Source organism: Streptomyces sp. NPDC046866, assembly GCF_040704625.1.
Lineage (GTDB): Bacteria > Actinomycetota > Actinomycetes > Streptomycetales > Streptomycetaceae > Streptomyces.
In genome coordinates, this window is sequence record NZ_JBEYXN010000002.1 from 24,207 (window position 1) to 41,348 (window position 17,142).

Annotated in this window: 16 protein-coding genes and 1 tRNA gene; 5 read left to right on the top strand and 12 right to left on the bottom strand. The window is 75.4% G+C overall.

The window, feature by feature from the left end; genetic code table 11:
* Nucleotides 1-43: 43 nt before the first annotated feature.
* The 5 genes from AB0953_RS03405 to AB0953_RS03425 form a co-directional block, all read right to left on the bottom strand.
* On the bottom strand, nucleotides 44-1,231 hold the full coding sequence (locus AB0953_RS03405; RefSeq protein ID WP_366857697.1) for an AAA family ATPase: 1,188 nt from the start codon (nucleotides 1,229-1,231) through the stop codon (nucleotides 44-46).
* Nucleotides 1,228-3,054, bottom strand: coding sequence for an ankyrin repeat domain-containing protein (locus tag AB0953_RS03410; RefSeq protein ID WP_366857698.1), 1,827 nt, complete (start codon nucleotides 3,052-3,054; stop codon nucleotides 1,228-1,230). Before AB0953_RS03410 ends, AB0953_RS03405 begins: the two co-directional genes overlap by 4 nt.
* The gene (locus tag AB0953_RS03415; RefSeq protein WP_366857699.1) at nucleotides 3,051-4,190 is read right to left on the bottom strand and encodes a gala protein; all 1,140 of its coding nucleotides are present in this window, start codon (nucleotides 4,188-4,190) and stop codon (nucleotides 3,051-3,053) included. Before AB0953_RS03415 ends, AB0953_RS03410 begins: the two co-directional genes overlap by 4 nt.
* Nucleotides 4,191-4,249: 59 nt before the next feature.
* Nucleotides 4,250-4,322: transfer RNA gene (locus tag AB0953_RS03420), tRNA-Arg, on the bottom strand.
* 57 nt (nucleotides 4,323-4,379) lie between these two features.
* The gene (locus AB0953_RS03425; protein WP_366857700.1) at nucleotides 4,380-5,477 is read right to left on the bottom strand and encodes a hypothetical protein; all 1,098 of its coding nucleotides are present in this window, start codon (nucleotides 5,475-5,477) and stop codon (nucleotides 4,380-4,382) included.
* A 220-nt stretch (nucleotides 5,478-5,697) separates the two neighbouring features.
* Here AB0953_RS03425 and AB0953_RS03430 point away from each other — a divergent pair, with 220 nt between their 5' ends.
* Nucleotides 5,698-6,516, top strand: a complete 819-nt coding sequence (locus tag AB0953_RS03430; protein WP_366857701.1) for a glutamate ABC transporter substrate-binding protein — start codon at nucleotides 5,698-5,700, stop codon at nucleotides 6,514-6,516.
* 60 nt (nucleotides 6,517-6,576) lie between these two features.
* On the opposite strand, the gene AB0953_RS03435 is transcribed toward AB0953_RS03430, so the two are convergent.
* Nucleotides 6,577-7,143, bottom strand: coding sequence for a DJ-1/PfpI family protein (locus tag AB0953_RS03435; protein WP_366857702.1), 567 nt, complete (start codon nucleotides 7,141-7,143; stop codon nucleotides 6,577-6,579).
* A gap of 294 nt (nucleotides 7,144-7,437) precedes the next feature.
* Between AB0953_RS03435 and AB0953_RS03440 the strand changes: the two genes are divergently transcribed.
* Together AB0953_RS03440 and AB0953_RS03445 are read left to right on the top strand one after the other, a co-directional pair.
* Complete coding sequence (locus AB0953_RS03440; protein WP_366857703.1) at nucleotides 7,438-8,265, top strand: endonuclease; 828 nt, start codon at nucleotides 7,438-7,440, stop codon at nucleotides 8,263-8,265.
* Nucleotides 8,266-8,430: 165 nt separating this feature from the next.
* On the top strand, nucleotides 8,431-8,736 hold the full coding sequence (locus tag AB0953_RS03445; RefSeq protein ID WP_366857704.1) for a DUF3040 domain-containing protein: 306 nt from the start codon (nucleotides 8,431-8,433) through the stop codon (nucleotides 8,734-8,736).
* A gap of 27 nt (nucleotides 8,737-8,763) precedes the next feature.
* On the opposite strand, the gene AB0953_RS03450 is transcribed toward AB0953_RS03445, so the two are convergent.
* From AB0953_RS03450 to AB0953_RS03460, 3 genes are all read right to left on the bottom strand, one after another.
* Nucleotides 8,764-10,320, bottom strand: coding sequence for a glycoside hydrolase family 20 protein (locus tag AB0953_RS03450; protein ID WP_366857705.1), 1,557 nt, complete (start codon nucleotides 10,318-10,320; stop codon nucleotides 8,764-8,766).
* Between the two features lie 122 nt (nucleotides 10,321-10,442).
* A complete protein-coding gene (locus tag AB0953_RS03455; RefSeq protein ID WP_366857706.1) occupies nucleotides 10,443-10,895 on the bottom strand; it encodes a heme-binding protein in 453 nt (150 codons plus the stop codon).
* Nucleotides 10,896-10,953: 58 nt separating this feature from the next.
* Nucleotides 10,954-12,135, bottom strand: coding sequence for an MFS transporter (locus AB0953_RS03460; protein WP_366857707.1), 1,182 nt, complete (start codon nucleotides 12,133-12,135; stop codon nucleotides 10,954-10,956).
* 169 nt (nucleotides 12,136-12,304) lie between these two features.
* Here AB0953_RS03460 and AB0953_RS03465 point away from each other — a divergent pair, with 169 nt between their 5' ends.
* Together AB0953_RS03465 and AB0953_RS03470 are read left to right on the top strand one after the other, a co-directional pair.
* Nucleotides 12,305-12,778 carry a MarR family transcriptional regulator gene (locus tag AB0953_RS03465; protein ID WP_366857708.1) on the top strand — a complete coding sequence of 158 codons (474 nt, stop codon included), beginning with the start codon at nucleotides 12,305-12,307 and terminating at the stop codon, nucleotides 12,776-12,778.
* A 30-nt stretch (nucleotides 12,779-12,808) separates the two neighbouring features.
* Nucleotides 12,809-13,516, top strand: coding sequence for a ribonuclease H (locus AB0953_RS03470; protein ID WP_366857709.1), 708 nt, complete (start codon nucleotides 12,809-12,811; stop codon nucleotides 13,514-13,516).
* 583 nt (nucleotides 13,517-14,099) lie between these two features.
* Here the strand turns inward: AB0953_RS03470 and AB0953_RS03475 are convergent.
* The 3 genes from AB0953_RS03475 to AB0953_RS03485 form a co-directional block, all read right to left on the bottom strand.
* Complete coding sequence (locus tag AB0953_RS03475; protein WP_366857710.1) at nucleotides 14,100-14,798, bottom strand: sigma-70 family RNA polymerase sigma factor; 699 nt, start codon at nucleotides 14,796-14,798, stop codon at nucleotides 14,100-14,102.
* Between the two features lie 8 nt (nucleotides 14,799-14,806).
* Nucleotides 14,807-15,301 carry an LAETG motif-containing sortase-dependent surface protein gene (locus AB0953_RS03480; RefSeq protein ID WP_366857711.1) on the bottom strand — a complete coding sequence of 165 codons (495 nt, stop codon included), beginning with the start codon at nucleotides 15,299-15,301 and terminating at the stop codon, nucleotides 14,807-14,809.
* 147 nt (nucleotides 15,302-15,448) lie between these two features.
* The gene (locus AB0953_RS03485; RefSeq protein ID WP_366857712.1) at nucleotides 15,449-17,083 is read right to left on the bottom strand and encodes a glycosyltransferase; all 1,635 of its coding nucleotides are present in this window, start codon (nucleotides 17,081-17,083) and stop codon (nucleotides 15,449-15,451) included.
* Nucleotides 17,084-17,142 lie beyond the last annotated feature (59 nt).

The following is a 17,142-nucleotide window of genomic DNA, read 5'->3' on the forward strand; positions in this document are numbered from 1 at the left end:
GCCCCGGACCCCTGTGCGTCCGTCGGACGGTCCACGGCCGGGCTCAGCCGTTGCCGGGCAACGCGCCGGAGAGCTGGAGCAGCTCGACGAAGGCGTCGATGCCCGAGGGCACGGGCCAGTCCAGGTCGCGCATGGCGGCCAGGTCGGCGGCGGCGCGTGCGGCCACGTCGGGCACGCCCGCGTCCACGGCCTTGGCCAGCACGGCCCAGCCCGCCTCCCAGCGGGGCCGGGTCAGATCGCCCTGCACCGCCGCGACCACGGCGATGAGGAACGCCAGCTGCCGGTCGCCGCGTTCGGGCAGGGCGAAGGCGTCGGGGTCGGCCAGGACCCGGTCGGGGTCGGGCAGGTCGAGGTGTTCCAGGTACGAGAGCAGCTCGATCCCGGCGGCTTCCCCGACCGCGCCGGTGAGCGCGGCCGCCAGGGCCTCCCGGTCGGCGCCGGACGCGTACCCGGTGGCCAGCAGCCGCAGCGCCATCTCCCAGGTGCGCGGGGACGGCCAGGCGCGGCCGCGGCCCTCGGCCTCCCCGGGCATGTGGTGGACGAGGCCGGGGCGGGCGGTCAGGAAGCCGGAGACCACGCCGCGGGCGCGGGCGACGGCGCCGGGGATCCGGCCGGGGTCGACCGCGGGGATGGCCACCTCGGGCCAGGTCCCGGCCATGCCGCGGGCCACGGTGCGCGGGCTGTGGGTCCAGTCGAGGTGCACGAACCGGTTGGCCAGGGGCGGGCTGAGGTGCCAGCCGTCCGCGGCGCTGGACGGCGGGTTGGCCGCGGCGACGATCCGGACGGACTCGGGGAGTTCGAGGCTGCCGACGCGGCGTTCGAGGACCACGCGCAGCAGGGCGGCCTGCACGGCCGGCGGGGCGGAGGACAGCTCGTCGAAGAACAGCAGTCCGTGGCCGGTGCGGGCGAGGCGCACCGCCCAGTCCGGCGGGGCCATGGGCACGCCGGTGGTGGCGGGGTCGTCGCCGACGACGGGCAGGCCGGCGAAGTCGGAGGGCTCGTGGACGCTGGCGATGACGGTCTCCAGCTCCACGCCGAGCACGTCGGCGAGCTGCTGCATGCCGGCGGACTTCCCGATGCCGGGTTCACCCCACAGCAGGACCGGCTGGTTGGCCGTCACGGCCAGGGCCAGCGCCTGGAGCTGGGGGTTGGCCGCGGGTTCGGTGCGGGTGGCGCGCAGCCGGGCGCCGAGGGCGTCGGCGGCGGCCAGGGCCGGCGGCTGGGGGCTCATGCGTCCTCGTCCTGGTCGTCCGCGTCCTCGTCGTCCGCGTCCTCGTCGTCCGCGTCCTCCTCGCGGAATTCCATCCAGTCCTCGAACCAGTCGGCGCCGATGTCGGGGAACTCCTCCTCGACCCGCTTGCGCAGGAACGCGAGATCGGTGCGCTGGTAGCGGCGGATCAGCTGGGCCAGGGAGAGTTCCGCCTCGTCGGTGACGTCGATGCGGCAGCCGGCGTCGAGGAGCGCCTTGACCAGGTCTCCCGAGCCGCCGTACTGGACGGCGACCTGGAGCGGGGTCAGGCCGCCGAGGACGGAGCGGGCCTCCCGGTCCAGGCCGGCCGCGAGCAGCCGCGGCAGCAGCTCCTCGTGGTCCAGGAGGTTCAGCACGTGCAGCAGCGTGTAGCCGCGGCCGTCGCGGACCCGGGGGTCCGTGCCGGCGTCCAGCAGGGCCGTGACGCCCGGGGTGTCGCCGTGCTGGGCGCGCAGGAACAGCTCGCGCCGCTCCTGCTTCAGGGCGCGCGGCAGCCACCCCTGGCCGGTTGTCCAGTCGTGCTGGACGGCGAAGCAGCCGGCGACCTCTCCGCCGAAGGCCCGCATGGCGCGCTCGCGCTGCTGCTCCTCGGCGCTGTGGCGCAGCAGGTCCAGGACGCCGCCCTGCGAGCGCACCTCGTGCCACTCGCCGCGGCAGCGCACCCGTACGGCCTCGGGCAGGGCCGGGGCGGCGGGCGGACCGGCGGCGGGGCCGGCCTCGGGGAACAGGGCGGCGGCGACCAGCGGGTGCAGCTCGCGCGGGGTGGTCCGGCCGGTGCGGACGAGGTCGAGGTCGGGCAGCCGGCTCCAGGCGAACAGCGGCAGCCGGGGCACCGCCGGGGCTTCCTCCCGCCCGAGCAGGGACACCTTCAGGCCGCGGGATCCGGTCGGCTCGACCGCGAGGTTGCCGTTCCAGGACAGCGGGATGCGGAACCGGTCGCCCTCGCCGGCCGCCTGCAGGCGCCGGGCCTCCGCCTCCAGGCGGGTGATGTCGAGCAGGCGGCTCCTGGTCAGCGCCCCCGTGTCCGCGGGGCGGCCGTACACCGGGGAGGCCTCGGGTGCGGTCAGGTCGCGCTCGATGCCGGCGGCCTCGTAGGCCTCGTCGAACTCCCCGCGGGCGCAGAGCAGGGCGATCCGCTCCGTGTGCGCGGCCGGGTCGGCGGCGCCGGGGTCGGCGGCCGGCAGCTCGTCCTCGGTCAGCGGCGTGCCGTCGGGCGCGAAGAACGGCAGCCGGGCGGCGCCGGCCGTGAGGCGTTCGCGCAGCTCGGCGGTGTGCCGGCCGTCCCACAGCGGGCGGGCCGCGATCCAGTTCTCGAACCGGTAGCTGTCCGTGTAGGTGTAGTGGTCGTCGCTCTCCTGCTCCTGGCGGAGCTCGCAGTGCAGGCGCAACCGCTGCGGGCCGTCGACCATCGGGCCCGTGGTGGCCGACAGGACGGGTGCGTCCGGGCCCGCTCCGTAGCGGGCGAGCAGGACGCGCACGCCCGGCTTGAGCGTGGTGCGGCCGCCCAGCGTGCGGGGCAGGTGCCAGCGCACCAGGTCGGGGGCGAGGTGGCGCAGGTCGTCCTCGACGGCCTCCGCGACGGAGGTCCCGTAGCGGGAGGCGAGGTCGGACAGGGTGAAGTCGACGTCCACGGCGGCGGCCGCGCAGGCGGCCTGCCACTCGCCGGCCAGCCGGTGTGCGGTGGCCTGCTCGATCATCCAGCCGGGTACGGCGTAGCGGCGGATCCGCTGCCAGGACGAGGCGTCCTCCTGGAGGAAGCCGCCGGGCAGCCGCGCCGGTTCGGGGTGCGTGCCGCGGGCGCTCATCGGTACACGCTCGTGATCGCGCCGAGGTCGGGGTGGGCGGGCCGGGCGGGCCGCAGGCGGGTGGAGAAGGAGCGCTTGACCTTGCGGGGCAGGCCGGGGCCGAGGCCGACGTACTCCAGCGGGGAGCCCTCGGGGACGGCGGCGAGCAGGCACTTCGCGCCGCGCCCGGTGAGTCCGGTGTGGCGCAGCTCCAGGCGGCGCAGCGGGCTGCCGGGGAGCGCGGCGGCGAGGGCGTATGCGCCTTCGTCGCCGGTGGAGTTGGCGGTGGAGCCGAGGCTGCGCTCGGACGGGGGCCGGCCGAGGTCGAGGGTCTCGATGCCGCCGAGGGCGTCGGCGAGGGCGAGGGCGCCGGCGGGGCCGATGCCGTTGCCGCCCAGGCCGAGGCGGACGGGGCGCGCGGGGTCGGCGGCCGCGGCGGCGGCCAGTACCGCGGCGCCCTCGTCGCCGAGGTGGTTGGCGGGCAGGTACAGCTCGCGGACGCCGGCTTCGCGGATGAGGGCGGCGAGCAGCGGGGCGTCGTCCGCGGTGAGGCCGTTGCCGCCGAGGAAGAGCCGCTCCACCGGCGTCTCGCGCGTGCGCAGGGCGTCGAGCAGGAGGCGTACGCCCTCGGTGCCCAAGCCGGTGTTGACCAGGTCCAGGGTGCGCAGGGTGCGGTTGCGCCGGAGCAGGGCGGCGAGGGTGCGGGCCCCGTCCTCGAGGACGGGATTGCGCTTGAGCCACAGGGCCTTGACGGAGCCGTCCTCGGCGAGGGCGTCCGCCAGGGCGGCGACGCCGTCGGGGCCGATCCGGTTGCAGCCCAGGTAGAGGGTGTGCAGGCCGTGGCCTTCGGTGAGGGCGCCGGCGAGGGTGCGGGCGCCCTCGTCGCCGATGGAGTTGGTGCCGAGGAGCAGGTGGCGGGCGTGCGGGGAGCGGGCGGCGGCGGCGACGACCCGGGCGGCGCCGGCCGGGCCGAGCCCCTGCTTGCACAGGTCGACACGGCCGTCCGCCCGCAGGGTGCCGAGGGTGAAGGTCTCGTCGGCCGCGACGGCCTCGGCGGAGGCGAGGCGGGCGAGCAGCGGGTCGAGGCCGGCCGGGTCGGCGAGCGGCAGGTCGGGGTGCTCGATCGCGGGGCACCGTACGGGTATCGGCCGTGTCATCACCACTCCACCGGTTTCCATCGCCGGTGCCCGGCGTCGACTGCGACGTGAAGAAAACGCAAGACCGGTCGGATTCGAACCGACGTCCTCCAGCTCGATGCTTGGGCGCGACGACCTCTGCGCTACGGCCTTGCTGCGCAGATCATAGCGGTACTCCGGACCGAACTCGATCACCAGTTTGAACGGGCGTCACCAGTCGCCGTCCTGCACCGGCTTGCCCGGCCTGGGGGCGTTGCCGAGGGGCGTGACCTGGCCGGGGGCGGGCGGCGTCCACGGCGCGTGGTCGTCGCCGAGCCAGTCGCCGACCGGCTTGACGGAGGCGAGGGAGTCCGTGGGCGCGAGGTCGGTGCCGCTCTCGTCGTAGTAGTCGAACCAGGGCAGCCCGGCCCGGGTGTACGCGGCCCGGTCGACCGGCGAGGGCGGGGCGGGCTCGCCGGTGATCCGGCTCCAGGCCGGGGGCGGCACGAGGTGGACGAAGACCCGCCCGGCGGGCTCCCCGGCCCAGTCCGACAGCGGCCGCTCGTCGCGGTAGACCTCCTGCTGCATGGAGCCTCCGACGCCGAGGCCCATGGCCGGCGCGGGTGCGGCGACGGGCGCCGGGCCACCGCCGGGCCGGGGCGCCTGCGCCGCCGCCGGCGGCGGTACGGGGCCGCCGAAGCCGGGGGCGGAGCCGTAGCCCGGGGCGCCGCCCGGTGCAGCGCCGTACGCGAGGGAGCGGGCGGCGGCCTCCCGGGCGGCCGCCTGCTCGGCCCGCCACCGGGCCAGCGGCGCCGGGGCGAGCGGGAACGCCTGGAGCTGCACGCCGCCGGTGGTCTCCTCGCCGGTGACCTGGCCCTCGACGGTGGCTCCGAGTCCGAGCGGGACGGCCACGAACTGGCGCACGGTGCCGTTGCCGGAGTTGATCCCGTCCAGCCAGGGCTGCCGCGGGAGGACCACGTAGTTCTGGGGGTCCTGCGGGCCGCGCGCGAGGCGGCCGGTCCAGGGCTTGCCGGAGACCGCGCACACCTTGCCGACGCCGACCTGGAGCGCGGCGGGCTCGGTGCTGCGGCCGAAGCTCAGCCACATCGCCTCGCGCAGGTACACCGGCAGCATCACCCCGCCCTTGGCCAGCCACTCGGGCGGCACGGTGTCCGGATGGTCCTCGACTCGGCGCAGCGGGAACTCCCCCAGCCCCGGGGGCAGGGCGTGGGTGCCGGACTCCGGAAGGCGCAATGTCCGGATAAACCGGATTTGCACTCCTTCACCCAGAAACAGCGCATCTCCATCGACTCGTACCGAACCCGCCACCGCGGACGCCCCCCTATATCCCGTTCGAAGCCGTATTCGCCGCAGAAACGCCGGTCGTGCCGGATCGTTACCTCAAGTTTTGCTCAATTCCAGTGACACCGCGGCGGCGGCATTCCTAGCTTCCTCGTACACGCGTCTCGACGCTTTTCACGTACCCCGCGGTTCCACGCGCACCGGCGATCCCGCTCCGCGTCCCGCGTCCTGAGGAAAGAGTTGCAACATGAAGGTCCCCAAGGCCGGAGCGATGGCCGCTGTGATCGGCCTCGCCCTGACCGCCACCGGCTGCGGCGGCGACGAAGGACCCAAGGGGACCCTCTCCATCGGCATCAAGTTCGACCAGCCCGGTGTCGGCCTGCGCGAGGCCGGCGGCACCTTCTCCGGCTTCGACGTGGACGTCTCCACGTACATCGCCAAGGAGCTCGGCTACAAGCCGGAGCAGATCGAGTTCAAGAAGGTCGACAGCTCCGACCGCGAGCTGCTGCTCCAGTACAACGAGGTCAAGTTCGTCGCCGCGAGCTACTCGATCAACGACAAGCGCCGGGAGAAGGTCGACTTCGCGGGCCCGTACTTCACGGCCCACCAGGACCTGCTCGTGCGCGCCGACGACGCCACGATCACCAAGGCCGAGGACCTGAACAACAAGAAGCTCTGCTCGGTCACCGGCTCCACCTCGGCGCAGAACATCAAGCAGAACCTGGCGCCGAAGGCCAGCCTGCTCGAGCTCGACGGCTACTCGGAGTGCGTGATCGCCCTCCAGGACGGCCTGGTCGACGCCATGACCACGGACAACGCGATCCTGGCCGGCTACGCCGCCCAGAAGGGCAACGCGGGCAAGTTCCGGCTCGTCGGGCTGAGCCTGAGCAACGAGAGCTACGGCATTGGCATCAAGAAGGGCAACAAGGATCTGCACGCCAAGATCAACGCCGCCCTCAAGAAGATGGTCCAGGACGGCTCCTGGGACGCGGCCGTGAAGAAGAACTTCGGCCAGGCCAACTTCAAGCACGAGCCCGCCCCGCAGGTCACCTCCGCGAGCAGCTGACGACGCCCGGGGCAGCGGCGAGCGGGAGCGGGCCTCCCCTCGCCGCACCCCGCCCGGGGCTCAGAGCGCCGGCGCCTGGCCGGCCAGCACCTTGAGGAACTCGCGCATCCACGCGGGGTGGTCGGGCCAGGCCCGGGCCGAGACCAGGGCGCCGTCGACCACCGCCTCGGAGTCCTCGAAGGCCGCCCCCGCCGCCTTCATGTCCGGCTCCAGGGCCGGGTACGCGGTCACGCGCCGGCCCTCCAGCTTCGCGGCCGCGGCGGTGATCAGCGGGCCGTGGCAGATCTGGGCGACCGGCTTGTCGGAGGCGGTGAAGGCCGCCACGATGCGCTGCACCTCGGGATCGTTGCGCAGGTACTCGGGCGCCCTGCCGCCCGGCACGACCACGGCCGCGTACTCCTCCGGGTCCACGTCGGCGAAGGCCACGTCGGCGGGCCAGGTGTAGCCCGGCTTCTCCGTGTAGGTGTCGAAGCCCTCCTCGAAGTCGTGCACCACGAACCGCAGCCGCTTCACCGCCGGAGCGGCGATGTGCACCTCGTACCCCTCCTCGCGCAGGCGCTGGTACGGGTAGAGGACCTCCAGCGACTCCGCCGCATCGCCGGTCACGATGAGGATCTTCACTGCCATGGGCTGCTCCCGGTGGGGTGTGCACGGTGGGGTGTTCACGGTCACGGTCTCGAAGCGGCCCGGCCGCGGTCGGGCCCCGGCCACCCTGCCCGGGCCGGCGCGTCCTGCCAAGACCGGGGGGCGGTCCTCACCTGATCGGGGGATTCCGGATGTTCGGCCCAGAGCGAAAGTCCCAGCTCCGCACACGTTGTGTTTACCTGTAGGGCACATGACAATGCGACCCTCTGCTCTGCCACCTGACGTCCCGCCAACTGCCATGGCGGGAGCGGTGCGTGTGAAGAGGTCCCCCACATCATGAAGATCTCCCGCAGAACCCCCTGGGCCATAGGCCTCGCCGCCGGGGCCCTGCTCGTCCTCCCGGCCGCCGCCTCGGCCGGGACGCCGTCCGGGCAGGCCCCCCGTACCGGTGCGACCGCCGCGGCCTCGACGGCCGTCTCCGTCGACACGTACTACGCGGCCGCCGAGGGCAAGACCGGCGCCGAGCTGAAGGCCGCGCTCCACTCCATCATCAAGAACCAGTCCAAGGTCACCTACGACGGCGTGTGGAACGCCCTGAAGGTCACCGACCAGGACCCGAACAACCCGAACAACGTCATCCTGGTCTACTCCGGCCGCTCCCAGTCCAAGTCCAGCAACGGCGGCGGGGCCGACGACTGGAACCGCGAGCACGTCTGGGCCAAGAGCCACGGCGACTTCGGCACCGTCACCGGCCCCGGCACGGACCTGCACCACCTGCGCCCCGAGGACGTCACGGTCAACAGCACCCGCGGCAACAAGGACTTCGACATGGGCGGCAGCCCGGTCGCCGAGGCCCCGGGCAGCTACACCGACGCCGACTCCTTCGAGCCGCGCGACGCGGTCAAGGGCGACGTGGCGCGCATGCTGCTGTACATGGCGGTGCGCTACGACGGCGGCGACGGCTTCGCGGACCTGGAGATGGACGACAAGGTCAACAACGGCACCGCCCCGCTCTTCGGCCGGATCAGCGTGCTCAAGCAGTGGAACCGGCAGGACCCGCCGGACGCCTTCGAGCAGCGCCGCAACCAGGTCATCTACGACGTCTACCAGCACAACCGGAACCCGTTCATCGACCACCCGGAGTGGGTCGACTCGATCTGGTAGCCGCCGCGGCCCCTGCCCGCTCCACGGGGCGGGGGCCCGCGCGGGCCCCGCGGGCGCCGCCCTGGCGGCCGGCCGGGGCCCGCGGGATTGGCCCGCTCGGGGGCGGGTACGCGCAGGTCAGCGGCTGCGGTACGCGCCCGTCGACGGCAGCCGGTGGAGGTCGTGATGGACGGAGCCGGACTCTCCGACCGCGAGCGGCGAGCCCTCTCTGCGATCGAGGACCATCTCAGGCGCGACCGCTCCCTCGACCGGATCATGCGCTTCACCCGCCTGCGCCACCGCGTGATGGCCGCCGCGGGGCTGGCGGCGCTGACCGTGGCCCTGCTGGTCGCCGCCTCCGTGACCGTGTCGGCACCGCTGATCTGGGGCTTCGCCGCCGCCTGGACCCTGACCGTGGTCGCGGCGCTGCCGCTGGTCGGCGGATGGGCCCGGCGCCGCTGGCAGCGCCGGGAGCAGCCGGGCCGCCCGTAGCGCCTCCCCCGGCCCCCGCCCGAAGGGCTACAGCCGGTTCGCCAGGGCCTGGAAGGCCGCCCAGGACCGCTGCGGCGGCCGGGCGTCCCAGACCTTCTGGGACAGCGCGGCGAGCGGCAGCCGGATCCCGGCGGCCACCTGGTCCTGGGTCTGCGCGCCGGCCAGGTCGCACCAGACGGCGAGCCGTGCGCCGAGCACCTGCGGGGCGTACCGCGCGGGCACCGGCGTGGTCCCGCGCAGGACGAGCGGGGTCCACTCCTCGTAGATCCGCCGGCCGGTCGGGTAGGTGAACCCGTTGGGCTGGCCCAGCACGTAGTACAGGTACGCGTCGTTGAGGTTGACGAGCCTGCGGCCCTCGTCCAGGTACTGCACGGGCGGTCGGGCCCCGAGCTCCCGGCCGGTCCAGTACTCGACCCGCAGGTCGGCGGCGGGCCGTACGACACCGCCGGCGAAGAGGCCGTCGTTCCACGCCTCGGGCACCCGGCCGGCGGGCCGCACCACGGCCGCCCGGTCGTTCAGCCAGCCCGTCGCGAGGTCCTGCACCCGTGCGGTGGGCCCGTACCGCTGCTGCGCGGCGCGGGCCAGCTGCGGGAAGGAGGCCTGCGGGTCGCGGTAGACCAGGGCCTGGTACTCGTCGCCGCCCAGGTGCCAGGCCGTGCCCGGGAACAGCGGCAGGTACTCGCGCAGCAGTTCGTCGACCAGCCGGGCGGCCGCCGGTTGGGAGATGTCCACGGCGCCCTTGACGGCGCGGCCCCGGACGTCGCGCAGTTGCAGCTCCGGGTGGGCGCGCAGGACCGCGCCGAGGTGGCCGGGCGAGTCGATCTCCGGGACGACGGCGATGTGCAGGCGGGCGGCGAGCGCCGTGATCCGCCGGACCTCCGCCTTGGTGAGGTGGGGGGTGGAGACGATCTCGGGGTGGGTGTCGGACTGGATCCGGAAGGCCTGGTCGTCGGAGAAGTGCAGGCCGAGCCGGTTGAGCTTGATGTCGCCCATCTCCCGCAGCCGGGCCTCGATCCAGTCGGCGGTGAAGTTCTTGCGGGCGATGTCGAGGTTCAGGCCGCGGTGCGGCTTGGCCGGGGCGTCGCGGACGGTGCCCTCGGGGGCCGAGCCGGCCGTCCGCACCTCCTGTTTGAGGGTGCGGGTGCCGTAGAAGACGCCGGCCTCGTCGGGTCCGGTGATGCGGACGCGGCCGCCCCGGACGGTGACGGTGTACGACTCGGGCGCCCCCGACCCCGGAGCCGCGAGGGCGAGTTCGACGTCGCCGGTGCGGGCGGCGGCCGTGTCGGTGAAGTCCAGGTGCAGTTCGCCGGCCAGCAGCCGGCCCTCGTCGGCGAGCTTCCCGCTGTCGCCCGGGGGTACGACGACCCGCGCGCCGGCGGCGGGCCGCCAGCCGGGGCCCCGGGCGGGGACGTGCTCCCGTACGGCCGGGATGGTCTGCGGGGCGGCGGACAGCGGGGCGGACGGGTCCGGCGAGGGGGCGGTCGGCGAGGGGGCGGCCGCGGAGGAGGCGGTGGAGGTGCCGGCGTGGCTGCGGACGTCTCCCGGTGCTGCCGCCGTGCACCCCGCAACGGCAAGGCCTGCCATCGCGGCGGCCGTGGCCGTCGCGATGGCATGGCTTCTCCTGATCCCTGTGGACTGCCGCATCGTGCACCGTGTCCCCCGTACCAACCTGGCACGGGGGACGCGGGCACGCGAGCCGGGGGCGGTCAGACCGCTGCGGCGAGCGCCGCGAGCGCCGCGGCGGCGAAGCCGTGGTCCTGCTCGGGGCTGGCCCCGCCGACGCCGACGGCGCCGACGATGCGGCCGTCGCGGTGGACGGGCAGCCCGCCCGCGATGAACAGCAGCGGCCGGTCGAGGGCGGTGGGCAGGGTGTGGAAGGGCCCGTCGGGCCGCACGGCGTCGGCGAGAGAGGCGGTCGGGGCGTCCAGCTGGAGGGCGGTGTAGGCCTTGCGGGTGCTGGTCTCGCCGGAGATCAGCACGGCCCGGTCGTCGCGCAGGAAGGCGAGCAGGTGCCCTCCGGCGTCGAGGACGGTGACGCTGACGGTGGCTCCGGCCTCCGCGGCCGCGGCCCGGGCGGCGGCGACGAGGAGCTCGGCGTCCTCGGTGGTCAGCGGGGCGACGGCGGTGCGGGGACGGGCGGGGCTGCCGGGGACTGGCATGGCGCGGTTCTCCGGGGTGAGGGGTGGCGGGGTGGCGGATCGTACGGGCGGGGGCGGTTCAGCGGTGTGCGGCGGCGACGCGTCCCGGGCGGGAGGCGGTGCGCCGCTCCAGTGCGCCGGAGACGGCGGCGAGGACCAGGGCGGAGCCGGCGAGTGCGGCGCCGACCCAGTTCGGGGCGGTCCAACCGAGTCCGGCGGCGATGACGAGCCCGCCGAGCCAGGCGGCGAGCGCGTTGCCCAGGTTGAAGGCGCCGATGTTGACGGCGGAGGCCAGGGTCGGTGCGCCGGCGGCCTGGTCGAGGACCCGCTTCTGCAGCGGGGGCACGGTGGCGAAGCCGAGGGCGCCGATGAGGACGACGGTGGCGGCGGCGCCGGCCTTGGTGTGGGCGGTGACCGTGAAGAGGGCGAGGACCAGGGCGAGGGCGCCCAGGGACCCGTACAGCATGGGCATCAGCGCGCGGTCGGCGAACCGGCCGCCCACGAGGTTGCCGGCGACCATGCCGAGGCCGAAGAGGACGAGCAGCCAGGTGACCGAGGTGTCGGCGAAGCCGGCGACGTGGGTCATCATCGGCGTGATGTAGGTGATCGCGGCGAAGACGCCGCCGAATCCCAGGACGGTCATCGCCATCGCGAGCAGGACCTGGACGTTGCGGAAGGCTGCCAGCTCGTGCCGGATCCGGACGCCCTCGGGCCGGGGCAGCTCGGGGACGAGCCGGGCGATGCCGAGCAGGCCGAGCACGCCGAGGGCGGCGACGATCAGGAAGGTGGTGCGCCAGCCGAGGGTCTGGCCGACCAGGGTGCCGAGGGGGACGCCGACGACGTTGGCCACGGTCAGGCCGGTGAACATCATGGCGATGGCGCCGGCCTTCCGTTCGGGGGCGACGAGCTCCGCGGCGACGACCGAGCCGATGCCGAAGAAGGCGCCGTGGGCGAGGGAGGCGACGACGCGCCCGGCGAGCATGACCCCGAAGACCGGGGCCAGGGCGGAGAGCACGTTGCCGGCGATGAACAGGCCCATGAGGAGCATCAGCATCCGCTTGCGGGGGATGCGCGTGCCCAGGACGGTCATCAGCGGGGCTCCGAGGACGACGCCGAGGGCGTATCCGGTGACGAGGAGGCCGGCGGTGGGGATCGAGACGCCGTATGCGGCGGCGACCTCGGGGAGCAGGCCCATGATCACGAACTCGGTGGTGCCGATCCCGAAGGCCCCGATGGCGAGGGCGAGGAGGGCGAGAGGCATGAGGGGAGGTGTCCTTCAGCGGAGTGGGGGTGCAGTCGGGGAGCCGCTCCAAGCTCACTTGCGGCCGCCGCTTACATGCGTTCACATTAATTGCAGACGCGGGATATTTGCAAACGCGGGCTATTTCGCGTGTGGCCTATCCTGGAGGCCCGGACCGAAGGAGGAGCCCATGACGGCCACGGACAGCGCGCTCACCGCCCTCTCCCAGGGCTGGTGCGCCCTCTCCCTGCTGCACGGGCGGATCGAGGCGCACATCGAGCGGGCCCTGCAGGCCGGGCACGGTCTGAGCGTGCGCGAGTACTCCCTGCTGGACGTGCTCAGCCGCCAGCACAACGGACCGGGCGGCCATCTGCGCATGCACCAGGTGGCCGACTCCGTGGTGCTCAGCCAGAGCGCCACCACCCGGCTGGTCAGCCGCCTGGAGGACCGCGGGCTGCTCAGCCGCTACCTGTGCGACACCGACCGGCGGGGCATCTACACCGACGTGAGCGAGGCGGGCCTGGCCCTGCTCGCCGCCGCCCGGCCGACCAACGACGCCGCCCTGCGCGAGGCGCTGGACGAGGCCGCGGCCAACCCCGCACTCGCCCCGCTGGTCGCGGCCGTGGAGGCCATCGGGCCGCGCGAGGCAGGGCCGCGGTCCTGACCGGCCCCGCGGCTGGGGCATGATCGAAGGATGTCGACACGGATCATTGCCGCCTGTGACGGGGCGGCCAAGGGCAATCCCGGGCCCGCCGGCTGGGCGTGGGTCATCGCCGACGCCGAGGGCCGCCCGGAGCGCTGGGAGGCCGGCCCGCTGGGCCGCGCCACGAACAACGTGGGCGAGCTGACCGCCCTGCAGCGGCTGCTGGAGGCGCTCCCGCCGGGGACGGCCGTCGAGGTGCGGATGGACTCGCAGTACGCGATGAAGGCCGTGACCCAGTGGCTGCCCGCCTGGAAGCGCAACGGGTGGAAGACGGCCGCGGGCAAGCCCGTCGCCAACCGGGAGCTCGTGGAGGGCATCGACGCACTGCTCGCCGAGCGGGACGTGGAGTTCCGCTACGTCCCGGCGCACCGCACCGACGGCGACCGCCTGAACGCCATCGCCGATCAGGCCGCCAGTGACGCGGCCGTCTCCCAGCAGGCGGCCGGGACCGCGCTCGGCAGCGGCGAGCCGCCCGTGCCGGACCCCGGCCGGGCCGCCCCCGCCCGGGGGCCCTCCGCCGCCCCGGCGAAGAAGGCGGCGGCCTCCCGCGCCCGCGGTGGCGGCGGCCGGGTCAAGGCCAAGTTCCCCGGCAGCTGCCCCTGCGGCAAGCCGTACGCCTCCGGGGAGACGATCACCAAGGTGGGCGCCCGCTGGGGCCACCTGGCCTGCGCCGGCGCGGCCGCCCCGGCCGGGGACTGACATCCGGCTCCGGGTGCGGGCGTCCGCCGGGCGGGCGCCCGCCCGGCTCAGGGACGGGTCGTACTCGGGCCCGGTGACGGCGGGAACGGGGTCGGCGGCGCGGACGGGGACGCAGACGGGGGCGCGGCCCGCGACGGGGTCGGCGTCCGCGACCCCGAAGGCGACTGCGGCGGGGTCGTCACCGGCGCCGGCCTGGTCGCGGCACCCGTCGGCGGGGCCGTCGGCCGCGCGGAGGGAACCGCGGAGGGCCGCGGCCCGCCCGGGGCCGGCGACGAGGGGCCCGGCGGGGGGAGTTCGGGCGGCGCGGCCGGCGGCACCGGGCGAGGGGGCCCCGGGTCCGGCGCGAGGAGGGCGTACCCGGCCACCGCCGCGGCGGCCGCCGCGGCGAGGACGGCGGCGGGCAGGGCGAAACGCCGCCACGGCGGCGCCGCACGCACGGACCGGCGGTGCGGGTGCAGGCCCGGCGGCTCGGCGGGCCGCAGATCGCGCACCGTGACGGAGGAGGCGCGGGCGTCCAGGGCCCGGCGCAGCCTGTCCTCGACGGGGCGGCCGCCGGGGCGTTCCACGGACGTGTTGCCGTGCGTCATATGCGTCCCTCCAGAATCCGTTCCAGCGCGTCCAGGGCGCGGCTCGCGTTCGACTTGACCGCGCCCCGGCTGATCCCGAGGGTCGCTGCGATCTCCGCCTCGCTCAGCTCGGCCCAGTAGCGCAGCACGAGGACCTGGCGGCGGCGCGGGGTCAGCCGCCCCAGCGCGGCGAGGACCTCGCGGTGGGCCTCGTCGAGGACCACGTGCTCCTCCGCGGAGGGCACGTCCGCCACGGCCGGAGGCGTCCACGCGCGGGCGGTGCGGCGGCGGCGCAGCACGGAGCGGGAGGTGTTGACGACGGCGGTGCGCAGGTAGCCGAGGGCGTTGTCGACCTCGGCGACGTGTTCGCCGTGGCGCCGGTAGAGGGCGGTGAAGGCGTCCTGGACCACGTCCTCGGCGGTGGCCAGGTCGTCGACGAGCAGGACGGCCAGCCGGACCATGGGCAGCCGGTGCGCGTGGTACAGCTGGGAAACCGTGGGCCGGGTCGCATCGCCGCCGGGGCCGTGGCCGCCGTCGCGGGCGTACGGGTACGCAGACGGGCGGGCGGGCCCGGCGCCGGGTGCGCAACGGGTAGCGGGAGCGGCCGTCCCCGGGCGTTCGCGGCGCAGCACCCGCGCCCGCAGGCCCCGCCACACCCGGCGCAGGCCGGGTACGGCGGGGCCTGCGAGGGGTGCAGGCGGGACGAGGTGGAGCACGGGGGTCCTCAGCCGTTGGCGCGCCGGCGGACGGCGAACAGGGTGCCGGCGCCGGCGGCGACGAGCACGGCCGCCCCGATGCCCAGGGCGGCGGTGGTCGCCGAGGACCCGGTCTGCGCGAGCTCGTGTCCGGCCGGGACGGCGCCGGGCGCCGGCGAGGCCGGAGCGCCGCCCGGGCCGGTGGGCACGGCGCTGGGAGCGGCGGTCGGCGGGTGGCTGACGGACGCCGTCGGGCGGGGGCTCCCCGGCGAGCTCGGCACGGGGGTCGGGCGGGCGCTCGGCGGGGTGGTGGGCGTGGCGCTCGGCGGGGTGGTCGGGACCGCGCTCGGGGCGGGCGACGGCGTCGCGGACGCGGGCGCCGAGACGGGCGCCGCTGCCGGCGCCGGCGCCGCGTACGCGCCGGACACCGGCCCGGCCAGAGCGAGCACGAGGGCCGCCCCGGCGGCGGCGGTGGCGGCTGCGGCCGCCCGGCGGGCGGACGGCAGGGCGCTCTCGAGGTTCATCACGGTGGTTCTCCACGGTCGGTTCGGTCGGTTCGCCGGGCGCGGGATGACGCCCTTCACCCCCGCACGACGCGCGACCCCGCGGGAGGTTGCCGCTGTCGGCGAAAAAGTTTTCGCATCCTCAGGAGCGGGCGCGCCGGGGCCGGTTCATCCCGTGGGCAGCGGGATCCGGCGGACCACCTCGAAGCTCAGGTTCCCGTAGCCCGTGAAGAAGGGGGCCGCGGCGAGTTCGGTGGCGCCGTCGGGATCGCGCGCGAGGACCCGGGCCCGACGGGCCGTCCGGTCCAGGTCCGGCGCGTGCCGCCGGCCCAGCCGGACGGTGCGGGTGACCCCGTCCGCGCGGACGTGGAGGAAGCAGTCCCAGGTGCCCGGCGGGAGCGGGTCTCCCCCGGCCACCGTGGCGAGGTCGAGGTCCGCGCGGAACCCGGCCAGCTCCAGGCCGGGGCCGTGGTCGGCGAGCTCCGGCGCGGGGCGGGCGGTGGCCGGCACCGTGTACTCGCGCGCGGTCTCCCGCTCGCGCAGCGCCAGCTCGCTGGCCGTGCGGGCGGTGCCCAGACCCGGGATCCAGGCGTGGCCGGTGAGCCGGACCCGGGTGCCCTGCCAGGTCATCGACGCCAGCCGGTGCTGGGCCTTGAGCGTGTCGGTCACGTCGAAGAGCACGTCCGGCAGCGCCGCGGCCGGGTCCCGGAAGAGGGGGTAGCAGCGGTAGACGCGGCCGCCCTCGACGCGTTCGCGCGGCGGGGGCTCCTTGGCGGGGTCGTACTCCATGAGCTGTTCGAAGGCGGGCAGCGGACCGCAGGCGAAGGCGTACAGCCGGATCCAGTCGATGCGCGGCAGCTCGCCGCCCATGTCGGGGGTCCAGTACGTCTCCACGAGCGTCCGGGCCCGCGCGTAGACCTCGGCCGTGAACGCCGGGTCGCCGTGGCGGGCGGCCACGGCCGGGCGCAGGGCGGTGCGCAGCAGGCTGCGGAAGTGCCGGCCGAGCATCCGGCGCCGTCCCACCGGGTCGCTCACCCGCTCGGCGACCAGCGCCATGACCCGCTCGATGTGCGCGACCGTCTCGTGGGCGGTCCGGGTGCGGCTGGTGAGGTTCTGCCCGTCGTCGCGGCGGCGCAGGAAGTAGCAGTCGTAGTCGCCGACCACCGATATCCGGCCGGCGGCCAGGTACACGGCGGTGACGAAGAGCTGGTCCTCGCCGTACCAGAGGTCCTCCGGGTAGCGGAGGTTCCCGTCCTCGATGATCTGTCGGCGCATCAGCTTGGCGGAGTGCAGGGACCGGTAGACCTCCGAGGTGTACAGGTCGGCCTGCGGGGCGTGCCGGTGGGCCTTCTCCGACACCGTGCGGCCGATGCCGACCTGCTTGGCGAGGACGACGTCGCTGCCTTCGGCCTCGGCCATGTCCAGCAACCGCTGCAGCGCTTCGGGGCCGAGGCGGTCATCGGCGTCGGCGAAGAAGACGTACCGGCCTCGGGCCAGTTCCAGGGCGCGGTTGCGCGGGGCGCCCGGGCCGCCGGAGTTCGGCTGGTGCAGCACCCGCAGCTGCGGGTGGCGGGCCGCGAAGCGGTCCAGCTCGGCTCCGCTGCCGTCCGTGGATCCGTCGTCCACCGCGATGACCTCCGTGCGGCCGGGGCCGAGGCTCTGGCCCAGGACCGATTCGAGGCATGCGGTGAGGTAGGGCATCGCGTTGTACACGGCGATGATCACGGAGACGTCCGGTACGGGCCCGGAGCCGGACCCGGGCTCGGAGGCGGGCGCGGGCGCGGTCACGGGCTGGTGGTCCATGCACCGAGCATAGGGTTCGGCGCCGGGGACCCGGCCGGGCGGTCCGGACCGCGCGCGCC